Genomic DNA, 14,047 nt, shown 5'->3' with positions numbered 1-14,047 from the left:
AGTTATTAATTTCCTTACGAAAGAGGAGAGAACAGTGGCTTCTTTTACCAGGGCAGAAGTGGGGCGTCAGTTTAAAAAGAATACGGATTTATTGGTGGCGGCCGCCATCTTGGGTATAGTGCTGCTGATTATTATCCCATTGCCGCCGCTGGCGCTTGATCTTTTTCTAACTGTCAGCATCACTGTTTCACTGTTGATAATTCTCATTACCATGTTTACCACCGAGCCGCTGCAATTTTCGGTATTCCCGTCGTTACTGCTTGTTACCACACTTTACAGGCTTTCTTTAAATATTTCTTCCACCCGGCTGATACTGGGTGAAGCCCAGGCCGGCAAGATTATCAATGCCTTCGGCCAGTTTGTGGTGGGTGGCAACTATGTTGTCGGCGCGATTGTTTTTATTATTATTACGGTTATCCAATTCGTAGTTATTACCAGCGGTTCCGGCAGGGTTTCGGAAGTGAGTGCCCGCTTTACCTTGGACGCTATGCCGGGTAAGCAGATGAGTATCGATGCCGAATTTAACAGTGGTCTGATCAGCGAGGAAGAGGCCCGGGAACGGCGCCGTAAACTGCAGCGGGAAGCTGATTTTTTCGGAGCCATGGACGGTGCCAGCAAGTTCGTGCGGGGGGATGCCATTGCCGGCATTGTTATTTGCGTTATCAATATCATCGGCGGGATAACCATCGGGGTGCTGCAAAAAGGCATGGGAGTTACCGAATCCCTGCAAACCTACACTATCCTGACGATTGGGGACGGTTTGGTTTCGCAAATCCCGGCGGTACTCATATCCACTGCATCAGGTATTCTTGTAACCAGGGCCACCACCGATGCAAGCTTCGGTACCGACCTGACCAGGCAATTTTTGAATTTCCCCAAGATATTGTTTATCGTAGCCGGCATCTTGTTAATTATTGGTTTCATTCCGGCAATGCCCGGTTTGGTGTTTTTTACCCTGTCCGGTTGCGCCGGTTTTCTTGGTTACAGTTTATTGAAAGAGCAACAACAAAAGATAATTCAGTCCCGGGAAGAAGAAGCCAAAAAACAAGTCCAGGAGCAGCGCGAACCTGAAAATGTGCTGCAACTGCTGGAGACGGACCCGCTGCAGATAGAAATCGGCTACAACTTAATTACTATGGCTGATGATAAATCAGGCGGTGACCTTTTACAGAGGCTGACTGTTGTTCGCCGTCAAACAGCATCAGAATTGGGCTTGTATGTAAGACCAATACGCATCAGGGATAACCTGCAGCTGCCGCCGAACAGGTATGTGTTTAAAATACGTGGTGAGGAAATCGACGGTGGAGAATTAATGCCTTCCCACTTATTGGCGTTAAATCCAACCGGTCAGGATGTGGTTATATCAGGTATACCAACCACCGAACCCACCTTCGGACTCCCCGCCTGGTGGATTACCGAGGATAAACGGGAGCAGGCGGAAATGGACGGGCTGACTGTGGTTGATTGCTCAACGGTTCTGGTTACCCACCTGACCGAGTTTATAAAAAAATATTCCCACGAATTGCTTGGCCGCCAAGACGTTAAAGAACTGCTGGACGTGGTTAAGCAAAGCAACCCCGCTGTGGTGGAAGAACTGGTGCCGGATTTGATGTCGGTGGGTGAAGTGCAGAAGGTTTTACAAAGTTTACTAAAAGAGAATGTCAATATCCGGGATATTATATCCATCCTTGAAGCTTTGGGCGACGGAGCCCGGATTAACAAAGACCCCGACTTCTTAATCGAACATGTGCGGGCAGCACTGGCCAGGAGCATTTGCCGGAGCTTGCTCAATGCAGATAACAAGCTTCAGGTAATAACCCTGCACCCAAAGCTGGAAAAGATGATGGCCGACTCAGTTCAGCCCACCCAGTTGGGACCTTACCCTGTGCTGGAACCGCAGTTGGCCCGGCGGGTGCTGGAAAAAATCGCAGATACCGTGGATAAGGCGGTTGGTAAAGGTTACACACCGGTATTATTATGCTCACCACGCTTGCGGCTGCCGCTCAAGCGGTTTCTAGCCAGGCAAATGCCTTCAACTGCTGTTTTGTCCTTAAACGAAATTATTCCCGAGATAGAAATTGAAGCGGTGGGGACGGTGGTCATGGATGAAAGTTAAGAAATTTTTAGCCGATGATATGCAGCAGGCAATGGAGCAAATCAGGTTGGAATTTGGTGAGGATGCTGTAATCATTAATGCCGCCAAGGAACCGATAAGAAATGTTAAGCAGTTGTTTGGCCACCGGAAAGTTGAAGTTACCGCGGCAGTTGATGATATACCGGTAAACTTTACTGAATATAAAAACGAAATAGAAGATAGCCAGCCAAAATTTATATCTGATAGCACGGTGCGAACAATTTCCTTTAAACCACAAAATGAAAGTACTATGCCCCAAAGAGTGATTCCCGGCAATATTGTTCCCTCCAAATTACCGGAGCCGATTTTGCCTGTATATAATGAAGAAGATAATGCATGGTTTAAAATTATCCTGCGTCAGGAACTGGAAAAGGGGGGCGAGGAATTGGATAACGGTTTAATTGGAAAATGGAAAAAGATATTTCGCCGGATGGAAATTAATGATACTATCACCGAGTTGATTTTTGAGGATTTTGATCTAAAAAGCGATGAGGTTACTAACGAAGAAATTTTTAAAGTCCACTTAAAAGCAAAATTAATTGATTTGTTAAAGCCGGCATATAACACAGAAAACAGAGCTAAAGTTTTTTCATTTATCGGACCGACAGGAGTGGGAAAAACGCTTTCTTTGGTCAAGCTGGCAACCAGATACAAAATTATAGAGAAAAAAGAAGTCGCCTTAATAGCTGGTTTTAATCAACGATTTGGAGCTATGGAAAAATTAAATTTTTATGGTAATATTTTAAATGTGCCGGTTGATGTAGTGATGACTCCGGCTGAGTTGGCTCGTGCAGTAGAGTCACATAAAGATAAGGATTACATTTTTATAGATACGGAAGGCCGCCCTTCAAGAGTGAGAAGCCAGGTTCTGGAGCTGCAAACATTTCTTGGCGCTGTAAAGGAGCTACAGAATATATATTTAGTACTGAGCTCGGCAACAAAGAATCGTGATCTTATTAGAATAGCCAGTGATTTTAAAACCTTGGGTTACAACAAAATTATCATGACCAAAATTGATGAAACCGATTCCTATGGATCCATGTTAAATATTGTTTGCAACACCGGCGTACCTGTCGCTTTTACAAGCAACGGGCAAAATGTTCCAGACGACATTGAGCGCATAAACCCCAGGCGTTTTGCGGAAATAATCCTTGGGAGCGTTGTACTTGATGAGGATTTTCAAGCGTAATACTTTCAAACAGTTCGGAGACCCGCCGTTTGAGGCTCCAACGCCAAGTGCCGGGCCCGGAGCTCGGATAATTGCCGTAACCAGCGGTAAAGGCGGTGTGGGCAAAACTAATATATCGGTTAACTTAGCTATTGCTCTGGCTCAGCTGGGGCAGCGGGTAATTGTTTTTGATGCCGACCTGGGCCTGGCCAATGTGGAAATTTTGCTGGGAATAGCACCGGCGGTAACCCTTTATGACCACATATTTAACAATCGGGCCATGGAAAAGATACTTTTTCCCGGGCCGGGTGGGATAAAAATTATACCGGGCGGGTCAGGCTTTCTTGAGCTGGCTAATCTTACCGCTGAACAGCATTCCAGGTTGGTAAACGGACTTGAACAATTGGACCGGATGGCCGATTTTGTCATTATCGATACCGGGGCTGGTATAGCCAAAGAAGTGCTTGCTTTCTGCGCTTCCGCCGATGATGTTTTGGTCGTGGTTACCCCGGAGCCGACCTCGTTGACTGATGCTTATGGGCTGATCAAAGTGCTGGATAAGTTTAATTTACATAGGGATGTTTATTTTGTGGTCAACCAGTCAAATAACGAAAGTGAGACATCTGATACTGCTTACAGGTTAAAGACTGTTGTGGATAAGTATTTAAATATTAAGGCCAATTATTTGGGTGATATAGTTTATGATAAATTTGTCATTAAATCAGTTAAAAACCAAAAGCCTTTTATACTGGCCAATCCTTATTCCCCCGCGTCGGAAGCAGTTAAGAAAATAGCTTTATCACTGTTGAACAGGGAACTGCCGGCTGCGGAGGAAAGAGGATTGCGGGGTTTTATCAGCAAGTTGAGCAGGTTGTTTAGATAATTTGGGAGGGTGTATTGTTGGCTGAAAAAATACCTCTAAAGATAGGCCAAAAGATTCAGGTTAGAAGAAAAGACGGCAAAGAGTGGTATAATTCGGGCATTCAGGATATTCGCGCCGGTTATATACATATAATTATGCCTTTTTTAAAAGAAATCCCGCTGGTGCTACGTAGAAATGAACAAGTTGCTGTCCGTTTTTTTTCAGAAAACTCAAGTTTTATCTTTGATACAAACGTGGTAGGTGAAATAAATGACAACATCAAGCTTTACCGGCTTGATTACCCGCAAAAAATAAACAGGGTGCAACAGCGGAGCCACGTTCGCCTGCCGGTGATCATTGATGTTGAGTACGCTGTACTTGAAGAGGAAGAGAAAGAAAAAAATAAAAAGGCCGCATATAAAAAAACAACTACCGTGGATTTAAGTGGCGGTGGGATGAAGCTGCTGACGCGCGAGAAAATTGAGCCGGGCACCAAGATTTTGCTGGTGATTTCTTTACCTTTAAAAAACCGGCCGGAGTTGTTGGAGATTAAATCAGTGGTGGTCAGGTGTGTTAAAGTAGATCCTAACCGAGAGGTTTATCATTTAGGGATTAAATTTGAAGATATCAGCCTCAGCCAGGAAGATAAAATAGTACGCTTTGTTTTTGAAAAAATGGCCCGGCAAAAACGCCTTCGTTAGCGGGGTGATCAATTGGCAGGCCAGGATTTATGGGAACGTTATAACAAAACGCGTGATCCCGCAGACAGAGATAAACTGATCATTAAACACCTGGGCTTGGTAAAATATCTCGCCGGTAGGCTGATTATGGCAGCGCCGCCGTTCATGACCCAGGAGGACCTGGAAGGATACGGGGTTATCGGCTTGCTTGACGCTATTGATAAATTTGATCAAAAGCTGGGGACTGCTTTTAAGAATTATGCTTACACCAGGATCCGGGGGGCTATCTTGGATGAAATTAGAAAACAAAACTGGGTACCCAGGAGTAAGTGGCAAAAGTTCAGCAAGTTGAACCAGGCCAGGGAAAAACTGCAGCAAAATGGCACTAACAACGATGAAGGTGACTTAGCCCGGGTAATGGGAATGGAGCACGCGGACATCCGAAAACTTGCTGCGGAATATTACAGTGCATTCCCTGTTTCACTTGACGATCCTGCCGGAAAAGAAAATGAGTCGGTTTTGGCTGATACTATCAGCGACCCCAACAGCCCCGACCCGCTGGCTGTTATAACTGAAAGAAATGAGCAAGAAACACTGGTTGAAGCAATTAAGCAGCTGCCGGAAAGAGACCGCCTGGTGCTTGCCCTTTATTACCAGGAAGAAATGACTTTAAAGGAAATCGGCTGTGTTTTAGATGTTACGGAATCAAGGGTTTGCCAGTTACATGCCAAGGCCCTGCAAAAATTAAGGGATACACTTTTAAAAATTAATGGCGATGCCATAAACAAGAAAGGAGTTAGGGTATGATCAGGGGGATATACTCTACTGCGGCAGGTATGAATCTGCAAATGCTCCGCTTGGATACCACCTCTAATAACCTTGCTAATATCAGTGTGCCCGGATATAAAAAAGATAAAGTTTTAGCGGTACCCTTTCCCAGCTTAATTCAGCTAAGTACCCGGCAGGACGGTCCTTTACCCGGCATGTCCGGGAGGTCGGTATTGGGGGAATCCAACCAGGGAGTGGCTGTTCAACAGGTGGTAAAAGACTTTACAGCAGGTACGATTCGCGAAACCGGAACTCCAACGGATTTTGCCTTAAAGGGTGACGGCTTTTTCACTGTAGTGGATCCAAATGATGAAAGCAAGATTTATTATACCAGGAACGGTAATTTTAAGCTGGATCAAGAAGGCTACCTTGTCACCGGTGAAGGGTACAGGGTTATGGGCGAGGGTGGTCCAATTCAGATAAATTCCATTGATAAAATGAGTGTTGACGAGCTTGGGGCAATTACTGAGAATGGGCAAGTGATCGATAATTTTTCGATAGCTACATTTAGTGACCGGTCAAAACTTGACCGGGTGGGTGGAAACCTTTATCAGGCTAATGATATAGAGCCGGCAATAGATGTTAATCCGGGGTTGGTACAGCGTTCTTTGGAAAGTGCCAACGTGGATCCGGTTCAAGAAACTGTTGATATGGTTACCGCGGCCAGGGCATACGAAACCGGGCAGAAAATTATCCAGGCCCAGGACAGCATGTTGGGAATGGCTATCAGCAAAGTCGGCGTTGTAAAATAGCATTGTAGCTATTCAGTCTAAGGTCGAAGGTCACTCAGTAAACATACTTGCTTTGGAAGATTGGTGAGATCATAGGGGCGGACGACCCTGTCCGCCCGTTTAGCTGAATAGTTACCTAACATTAAGAATTATAAGCCCATTGGGAGGGATAGTTGTTGATTAAAGCACTGTACAACGGAATGACCGGGATGGCCGCCCAGATGCAGAAAATGGATGTTACCGGAAACAATATCGCCAACCTCGACACTATAGGTTACAAGTGTCAAACCGCCAGCTTTAATGAATTATTAAGACAGCAGGTGACGGCGCAGGGTATGCCTGTTGTGCCGGATGCTGCAGCACAATCAAACCAGGGCGGCGGAGCCAAAATTAGCTCAATAAATCGCAGTTTTTCCCAGGGTAATATGATTAGTACGGGAAGAGATTTAGACCTGGCTATAGAAGGTGACGGCTTTTTTAAGTTGACCCGTGCAGACGGGGAAGTATTTTATACCCGGGACGGAAGTTTTAAGCTTGACTCGGATGGCAAAATCAAAAGCAGCGAGGGCTATGTGCTGCTGGATAATGAACTGCCGGCGGGATTTACGGACCTTGTCATCGACGAAACAGGTCTGGTTACTTGCAAGGACAGGGAAGGAAACAAGCAGGAAATAGGCCAAATTGAACTGGCGGTGTTTCCCAGACCTGAACTGCTGGAAGCATCTGGCAATAATATGTTTAAACAATCTGATGCCAGCGGGGAACCGGAAACTATAACGCCTGGCGACAATAATCCAAATAGAATTTTGCAGAGCTACCTGGAAGGTTCCAATGTCGACCTTGTCTTGGAAGTGCAATCTCTGATCGAGGGACAAAGGTCTTTTCAGCTAAACGCCAAATCTATTAATACAGCCGATCAAATGTGGAGTATTGCCAACAATTTGCAAAAGTAAGCGAAGTTAGGTGATCGAATGGATTTATCAAGAAGTGTCAGCGACATACATGTGGGAATTGGAGAGTACAAAATCGCTTTAAGTCCCTACCGTTTGGTGACACTTGGATTGGGATCCTGCGTCGGAGTGAGCCTTTGGGATCCAATAACTAAAATAGGCGGCCTCTTGCATATAATGCTGCCCAACAGCAGGGAATTTACCAAGGTGGTCAAACCGGAAAAGTATGCCGACCTGGGGATACCTTTAATCATCAAGGACCTGGTCAGACAGGGGGCGGGACAAAGCAGGTTAATCGCCAAACTGGTGGGAGGGGCACAGATGTTCACCGGTGCTGATAAAAAACAGTTATTTAACATTGGGGAAAGGAATATCGAAATGTCCCGTAAAATTTTAAAGGAAATAACCATTAGGATTGCAGCTGAAGAGGTCGGCGGCAATAAAGGTAGAACGATGTACCTGAATACGGCAACTGGCGAAGTTTTGATCCGGACAATAGGAAAGGACATTAAGGTGATCTGATTGCATTTTGAGGAATTTAAAGCAAAAGTTATGGCGGCTTTTCGGTTGGACTTGAACAGCTATAAGGAAAAACAACTAAAACGAAGGCTGGATGCCTACATAGTCAAGCTTAAATTAAAAGATTACGAAGAACTGTTTCGCCAAATTACCCAAAAGCGTGATGAATACGAAAAACTTTTGGATCACTTGACGATAAACGTTTCTGAATTTTTCAGGGACCCCCACCGTTTTATCGAACTGCAGCAGCATCTCAAAGATTTGTTTAAAGACCGGCAACTGGTTAGAATATGGAGCGCCGCCTGTTCCAACGGTTCCGAGCCCTATTCCATTGCCATTATGCTTGAAGAGATGGGGCTTTCAGGAAAGAGCAGCATCGATGCCACAGATATTGACCGGCAAATTCTAAACAAAGCTATGCAGGCAAAATATAACCGCGACGGTTTAAAAAATGTCAGTCCTGAAAGACTGCTGCGTTTTTTTGATGCGCAAGGTGATTTATATGCGTTAAAGGACATAATTAAAAAGAAGGTTTCTTTCCGTTACCATGATTTGCTACATGATGAGTATCCAAAAAATTATGATTTGATTGTCTGCCGTAATGTAACCATATATTTTACAAGAGAAGCACAGGACTTGATCTATAAAAAATTTCACCTGTCGTTGAATCCCAACGGGATATTATTCATTGGAGGCAGTGAGATGATATTTAACTATAAGGAATTGGGTTACGAAAAGCTTTCACCATGTTTTTACAAAAAAACAAATTGAAAGAGGTTGGTCTATGAAAGGGTTGATTAAATGAAAGATAAGAGTTTTTCCGAATTGCAAATCGATGCCTTACAGGAAATCAGCAATATCGGATTGGGCCATGCTGCAACCTCACTGGCTGAAATGCTGGACAGGAAAATTGATATGGGTGTTCCACATGCCGACTTTGTATCCTTAGAGAAAGTAATCGAACTCATTGGAGGATACGAGGAACTGGTGTCCTGTGTTAGTCTCGAACTGGATGGTGATATTAACGGACTGGTTTTTTATATATTTAATGAATCAAGCACTTACCGCCTGGTGGACATGTTAATGGGCCTTGAAGAAGGTACAACTGTGGAACTGGATGAAATGGCAACCTCTATAATCAACGAAATAGGTAATATTTTAACGGGCGCTTTTGTTTCGGCTATAAGTGATTTTACCCAGCTGCGTATAAATACCTCGGTCCCCATTTTTGCCTTTGACATGCTGGCAGCTATTTTTACCACGCTGGTTGTTGCCATGGGCAGGCCGGATGATGACAGTGTAATGTCTATTGAAACAAATTTTTTCCGGGAGGATAAACAAGTTAACGGGCACTTTTTCCTGCTCGCAGAACCGGAATCAATACATAGACTATTTTCCGCTTTAGGAATAGAAGCATAAACAGAACGGAGGGAGAATATGTCAATTAGAATATTAATTGTTGACGACGCAACTTTTATGCGCATGATGATTAAAAATATTGTTACCAAAAGCGGGTTTGAGGTTGTGGGAGAAGCTGAAAACGGTAGTGAAGCAGTTAAATTGTATTCTGAATTAAAACCAGACCTGGTTACTATGGATATAACCATGCCGGAAATGGACGGGATTGAGAGTGTTAAGGCCATTAAACAAATCGACCCCGGCGCCAGAATAATCATGTGCAGCGCTATGGGCCAGCAGGCCATGGTCATGGAGGCTATTCAAGCCGGGGCCATGGATTTCATAGTCAAACCTTTTAAGCAGGAAAGAATACTTCAGGCTATTGAAAGGGTAATGAGCAGATAACCGGGAGGCAAATATGCAAGAAGTCTTATCACAAAGTGAAATAGACTCGCTGCTGCAGGCGTTAAATACGGGCAATATTCCCGTGCAGGAGTTAAGGCATTCTGAAGATACATCTACAAAATTAAAAAGTTATGATTTTCGCAGGCCGAACAAGTTTTCCAAAGAGCACCTGCGGACCCTGGAGATGCTGCACCAGCATTATGCCCGGCATTTATCCAGCTTTCTGTCCGGTTACCTCAGCACTAATATTAATATTGAGCTTGCTTCCGTAGGACAGATTATCTTTGATGAGTTTATCAGGTCGATTCCCACACCGACCATACTGACTATTTTTGAACTACAGCCGTTAAAAGGGCCGGCAATTTTAGAGGCCAATACTAATTTCATATTTCCCGTTATAGACCTGATGTTTGGTGGGAAAGGGTCGGTTACCGAGTTAAACAGGGAACTGACGGATATTGAAATCCAGGTGACGAAAAAAATCATGAGCCGCATCCTTGATCACCTGGAGCCTACCTGGAAAGACGTTATCGAAATTAAACCGGAGGTTCGTTCCGTTGAAACAAATCCCCGTTTGCAACAGCTGTACTCCCCCAACGAAGTGGTTGCCTTATTGACTTTTACCATTACCATGGGGGAAAATGACCAGGGAATGATGAATCTTTGCCTACCCTATATGGTTTTGGATGAAGTTGTTTCCATGTTGTCGGTCAGGCAGCAGTTTGTCCGGCAGTTTTCTTCTGCAAGCAAGGATGATTATGATAAGCTGCTGCACTGGCTGGGCTATTGTACGGTTGAAATTACTGCAGTTATCGGTGAGGCTGAAATACAGGTGGAGGATTTCCTGCAGATCCAGGTGGGGGATGTTGTGGTCCTTGATCGGAATGTCAACAGTGACCTGGATGTATATATAGGGGATAAATTAAAATTCGGCGCCCAGGTTGGCTCCGTGGGCGATAAGTTAGCCATCCAGGTCGTTTCACTTTTTGAAGGGGAAGGTAATGATGACAGATAATAAACTGCTTCAGCAGGATGAAATTGATGCTTTGTTAAAGAGCGCCGGCGGCAGCCCGGATAGCGGGCCGAGCTCTCAGGAGGAAGACATCGCAAAAAATGTTGTCGGTGGTGATAATCCTTTTGACCTTGCTCAGCCCGGCAATAAAGATACCCCTTTAAATGAGCCGGAAGCCCCTGGTGAAGGTGTGGGTGCTGGTGCTGTGGTATATGAGGACCTAAAGCCCGAGGAAAAAGATGCGCTTGGGGAAATAGGTAATATCTCAATGGGTTCGGCAGCAACCACTTTGTCTCAACTGTTGAACAAACGGGTAATCATTACCAGCCCGGAAGTAGTTGTTACCAGTTTACATGAGTTTTTAGGCGGGTTTAATGTACCGTTTTTGATTATAAAAGTAGAATTTATTCAGGGTATCAGCGGCCATAATGTACTGGTAATTAAACTCCATGATGCCATAGTGATGGCTAATTTAATGATGGGAGGAGACGGCACAGACCTAACGGACGAAATTTCTGAAATAGAAATCAGCGCCGCTGCTGAAGCCATGAACCAAATGATCGGTACGGCATCAACTTCACTGGCCGATTTAATGAACAAAAGTGTAAATATAGCCCCCCCGGAGGCTATTGTTGTTCAAGAGTCGGAAAAAATGGATGTAAAACTTCCTTTTAGTGACCCCATTGTAATTACATCCTTTAAAATGAATATAGAAGGTTTGCTTGATACCAGGATAATGCAAATTATGGACTTGCAGGGGGCCAAGGAACAAGCCAGGCTGCTGTTGCAAAGTTTTGGGATGATTTCCGAAGAACCTGTGGTAGAAGAAGAGGGACACTATGATCAGGGTTTCATTCCTGAACCGGTAGATCAGTTTGTTAAAGATACGAACTCTGAACAAAATATTTTCTCTGGTGACACTGGTACTGGTCTTGATTCAATTCTTGATCAAAAATATGATCAATATGCCCAACAGAAGGCGCCGGCTGCACCAACGCCGCCCCAGTCCGATACTTACTCTCAGCCTGTGCCGCCGCGCTACCCGGAGCTGGAGAAGGTGGATCCGGAAAAATTAAATCTGCTGCTGGATATACCGTTGAGGGTTTCAGTGGTACTGGGGCGGACTAAGAAAAGCATTAAAGACGTGCTTTCAATGACGCCTGGAGCTATAGCGGAATTGGAAACACTGGTTGATGAACCTGTGGATGTGCTGGTGAACGGAAAACTGGTGGCCAAGGGGGAAGTTGTAGTTGTAAATGAAAACTTTGGAGTAAAAATTACCAGCATAGTATCACAGCGGGAAAGGATTAATACTTTGAAATAAGGGAAGCAAGGAATGCTTCCTTAATATAAATACAGCATTATAAATACTGCGTATAGACCACAATGTCGCTGGAAGAGGCACCAGCAGGGGATGAATAAGGAGTTGCCGGGGGGGCCCGTAGGGGCGGACGACCATGTCCGCTCCTACATAAATTTGTTGATTACCAGACCGGTGATCAGCTTGGGGTAAAAGAAAGTTGATTTTTGCGGCATCTTTTCTCCGTTGGTGGCAACTTCGATGACTTCTGAAATCAAGGTCGGATTCATTATAAATGCCAGTTCATGGGAGCCTCCATCAACTTTTGACATTGCTTCAGCGGCGTCGCGGGTATAATGGATAATTTCCCCTCCGGCCAGCTCTTCCATGCCAATGCCCAATATGTTTTCAAAGATTAATTTTTGCAAAACCGATACATCCAGTGCCCGCCAGGCTTTGGAACGCCCGGCGGGCATTTTGCTGTCGATTATACTCGAATCGCGTAGTTTTAAACTGTACAGCAATCCGTTTCCCAGGTAAAGCCCGAAAACCTGGCCTCCCTTGGTGCCCTCATCCTCATTAAGATTGGCCATTTCTGACAACAGCCCGGCAATAAACGCCGCATCCTTCGTTTGAACTTTATCAACCAAAAAATCTTCCTGCAGGGCGGCAATTAATTGACTCTGATCCAAATTACTTTTAGTTACCAGCCTGTGTGTCGGCAGGATAACCAGGCCCGGATCGTACAGGTTTACCAGGGTCATCATCAAAAAACCCGCCCCGGCAATATTGGGATTATCCCGGGCAAACTTTAGGGCTGTTTCATAGCGGTGGTGTCCATCAGCAATGAATATCTGCCGGGGTTCCATTTGTTTTTGAACTTTTTGCACTGCATCAGGGCTGTCTATTACCCAAAGGCTGTGGCCGTGCCCCCATTCATCAGTAAATCTCACGCTTGGCGGGGTACCCCTGGTGAACTCGTCAAGCATTAGGTCGATTGACCGCCGGCGGTCGCTGTAAATGCCGAAAACAGGGCTGAAATTGGCGCCGCAGGCTGTCATTAGAGCATAACGGTCGGCTTTATGTTTGGGCATGGTTTCCTCGTGAGGTAAAACAACTCCCTTTTCGTATGGTTCCAGTTTGACTCTGCAGATAATGCCGCTGCGGATAAGGGTTTTACCATCGACGCCAAACTCCTGCCGGTACAGGTAGATGGCTGGTTTTTCCTCCGCCTGAAGGATCCCTTCCTCCTGCCACTGGCTAAAAAACTTGGCGGCCCTGGTATAACGGTTATTTGCTTCATCGTCCTCAGGATATTTTAAGCCGTACTCCAGGCGGATGATATTATACGGGTTTCGCTCGTAATATTGTTCCTGTGCCTTGGGATCAATCACATCATAGGGTGGTGTTACCAGGTCCTCAATGTCTCCGGCTTTTTTTTCAACGTATCTCAGCCCGTGTAATGGAGCAATTTCAGCCATTTATAATTCCTCCTGTGACTCTTTTCTGGTCCATCTAAAGGCGTCCCGCGCCTTGTATTTATTCATCATCCTTGTAAAAGCTTCTTCCAGGTTGATGCCCAGCGAGTTGGCATAACAAATAATAATAAATAATATGTCCGCCAGTTCAAGGGCCAGGTCACCTTCCGGTTCCTCCGGTTTTTTGGGCTTGGTGCCGTACCTGTGGTTTATCTCGCGGGCCAGTTCGCCTACCTCTTCAGTCAGCCGGGCCAGCATTGCCAGTGGAGGCCAGTAGCCTTCTTCAAATTGCCCAATCCAGTTGTCCACCTCTTTTTGCATGTCAAGAATGTCCATCACTGGAACCTCCTTGCTTTTACAATATTCCTATTTTAACACATAGAGAATATAAAAAACAGGATAAATAATCAGGAGTCAGAAGTCAGGAGTCAGAAGTTGGGATGAGGGAACGGTATATCGTCCCGAAGTATTCTGAATTCTGACTACTGAATTCTGAATACCTAAATATAAAAACAGGATACCTTTCCCAGGAGGAATATTTGCGATTAGCCACCAGTATAAATTTTAAAGAAGGTTATGGGG

At 45.0% G+C, this 14,047-nt stretch carries 15 protein-coding genes; 13 read left to right on the top strand and 2 right to left on the bottom strand.

Annotated features, from left to right (window positions below; genetic code table 11):
* The first annotated feature begins 34 nt into the window (after window positions 1–34).
* From flhA to fliY, 13 genes are all read left to right on the top strand, one after another.
* The gene (gene flhA, locus H569_RS0100355; protein ID WP_238492433.1) at window positions 35–2,116 is read left to right on the top strand and encodes a flagellar biosynthesis protein FlhA; all 2,082 of its coding nucleotides are present in this window, start codon (window positions 35–37) and stop codon (window positions 2,114–2,116) included.
* Window positions 2,106–3,323, top strand: a complete 1,218-nt coding sequence (locus H569_RS0100350) for a flagellar biosynthesis protein FlhF (RefSeq protein WP_027363314.1) — start codon at window positions 2,106–2,108, stop codon at window positions 3,321–3,323. Before flhA ends, H569_RS0100350 begins: the two co-directional genes overlap by 11 nt.
* Window positions 3,304–4,185: a MinD/ParA family protein gene (locus tag H569_RS0100345; RefSeq protein WP_027363313.1), complete on the top strand. Its 882-nt coding sequence runs from the start codon at window positions 3,304–3,306 to the stop codon at window positions 4,183–4,185. The genes H569_RS0100350 and H569_RS0100345 overlap by 20 nt, the downstream gene beginning before the upstream one ends.
* A 17-nt stretch (window positions 4,186–4,202) precedes the next feature.
* Window positions 4,203–4,865: a flagellar brake protein gene (locus tag H569_RS0100340; RefSeq protein WP_027363312.1), complete on the top strand. Its 663-nt coding sequence runs from the start codon at window positions 4,203–4,205 to the stop codon at window positions 4,863–4,865.
* A gap of 12 nt (window positions 4,866–4,877) precedes the next feature.
* On the top strand, window positions 4,878–5,651 hold the full coding sequence (locus H569_RS0100335) for a sigma-70 family RNA polymerase sigma factor (RefSeq protein WP_027363311.1): 774 nt from the start codon (window positions 4,878–4,880) through the stop codon (window positions 5,649–5,651).
* The gene (gene flgF / locus H569_RS0100330) at window positions 5,648–6,424 is read left to right on the top strand and encodes a flagellar basal-body rod protein FlgF (RefSeq protein ID WP_027363310.1); all 777 of its coding nucleotides are present in this window, start codon (window positions 5,648–5,650) and stop codon (window positions 6,422–6,424) included. The genes H569_RS0100335 and flgF overlap by 4 nt, the downstream gene beginning before the upstream one ends.
* A 155-nt stretch (window positions 6,425–6,579) precedes the next feature.
* Window positions 6,580–7,356 (top strand): flagellar hook-basal body protein, encoded by a 777-nt coding sequence (locus H569_RS0100325; protein WP_027363309.1) that lies wholly within the window; start codon window positions 6,580–6,582, stop codon window positions 7,354–7,356.
* An 18-nt stretch (window positions 7,357–7,374) separates the two neighbouring features.
* Entirely contained in the window at window positions 7,375–7,875 is a 501-nt protein-coding gene (locus tag H569_RS0100320) for a chemotaxis protein CheD (RefSeq protein WP_027363308.1), read from the top strand.
* Window positions 7,876–8,643: a CheR family methyltransferase gene (locus H569_RS0100315; protein WP_027363307.1), complete on the top strand. Its 768-nt coding sequence runs from the start codon at window positions 7,876–7,878 to the stop codon at window positions 8,641–8,643. It begins immediately after the preceding gene.
* A 30-nt stretch (window positions 8,644–8,673) separates the two neighbouring features.
* Entirely contained in the window at window positions 8,674–9,291 is a 618-nt protein-coding gene (locus H569_RS0100310; protein ID WP_027363306.1) for a chemotaxis protein CheC, read from the top strand.
* 18 nt (window positions 9,292–9,309) lie between these two features.
* Window positions 9,310–9,675 carry a response regulator gene (locus tag H569_RS0100305; RefSeq protein ID WP_027363305.1) on the top strand — a complete coding sequence of 122 codons (366 nt, stop codon included), beginning with the start codon at window positions 9,310–9,312 and terminating at the stop codon, window positions 9,673–9,675.
* Window positions 9,676–9,688: 13 nt separating this feature from the next.
* A complete protein-coding gene (gene fliM / locus H569_RS0100300; protein WP_027363304.1) occupies window positions 9,689–10,690 on the top strand; it encodes a flagellar motor switch protein FliM in 1,002 nt (333 codons plus the stop codon).
* Entirely contained in the window at window positions 10,677–12,011 is a 1,335-nt protein-coding gene (gene fliY, locus H569_RS0100295; protein ID WP_238492432.1) for a flagellar motor switch phosphatase FliY, read from the top strand. The genes fliM and fliY overlap by 14 nt, the downstream gene beginning before the upstream one ends.
* Window positions 12,012–12,154: 143 nt before the next feature.
* Here the strand turns inward: fliY and H569_RS0100290 are convergent, their stop codons facing one another.
* Window positions 12,155–13,468 (bottom strand): DUF1015 domain-containing protein, encoded by a 1,314-nt coding sequence (locus H569_RS0100290; RefSeq protein ID WP_027363302.1) that lies wholly within the window; start codon window positions 13,466–13,468, stop codon window positions 12,155–12,157.
* The gene (locus H569_RS0100285) at window positions 13,469–13,801 is read right to left on the bottom strand and encodes a nucleotide pyrophosphohydrolase (RefSeq protein WP_027363301.1); all 333 of its coding nucleotides are present in this window, start codon (window positions 13,799–13,801) and stop codon (window positions 13,469–13,471) included. It abuts the gene before it with no gap.
* Window positions 13,802–14,047: the final 246 nt, after the last annotated feature.

This window comes from Desulfotruncus alcoholivorax DSM 16058, assembly GCF_000430885.1.
Lineage (GTDB): Bacteria > Bacillota > Desulfotomaculia > Desulfotomaculales > Desulfallaceae > Desulfotruncus > Desulfotruncus alcoholivorax.
Note: the sequence above shows the minus strand (reverse complement) of the source record. Positions and strands in the feature narration are given on the sequence as shown.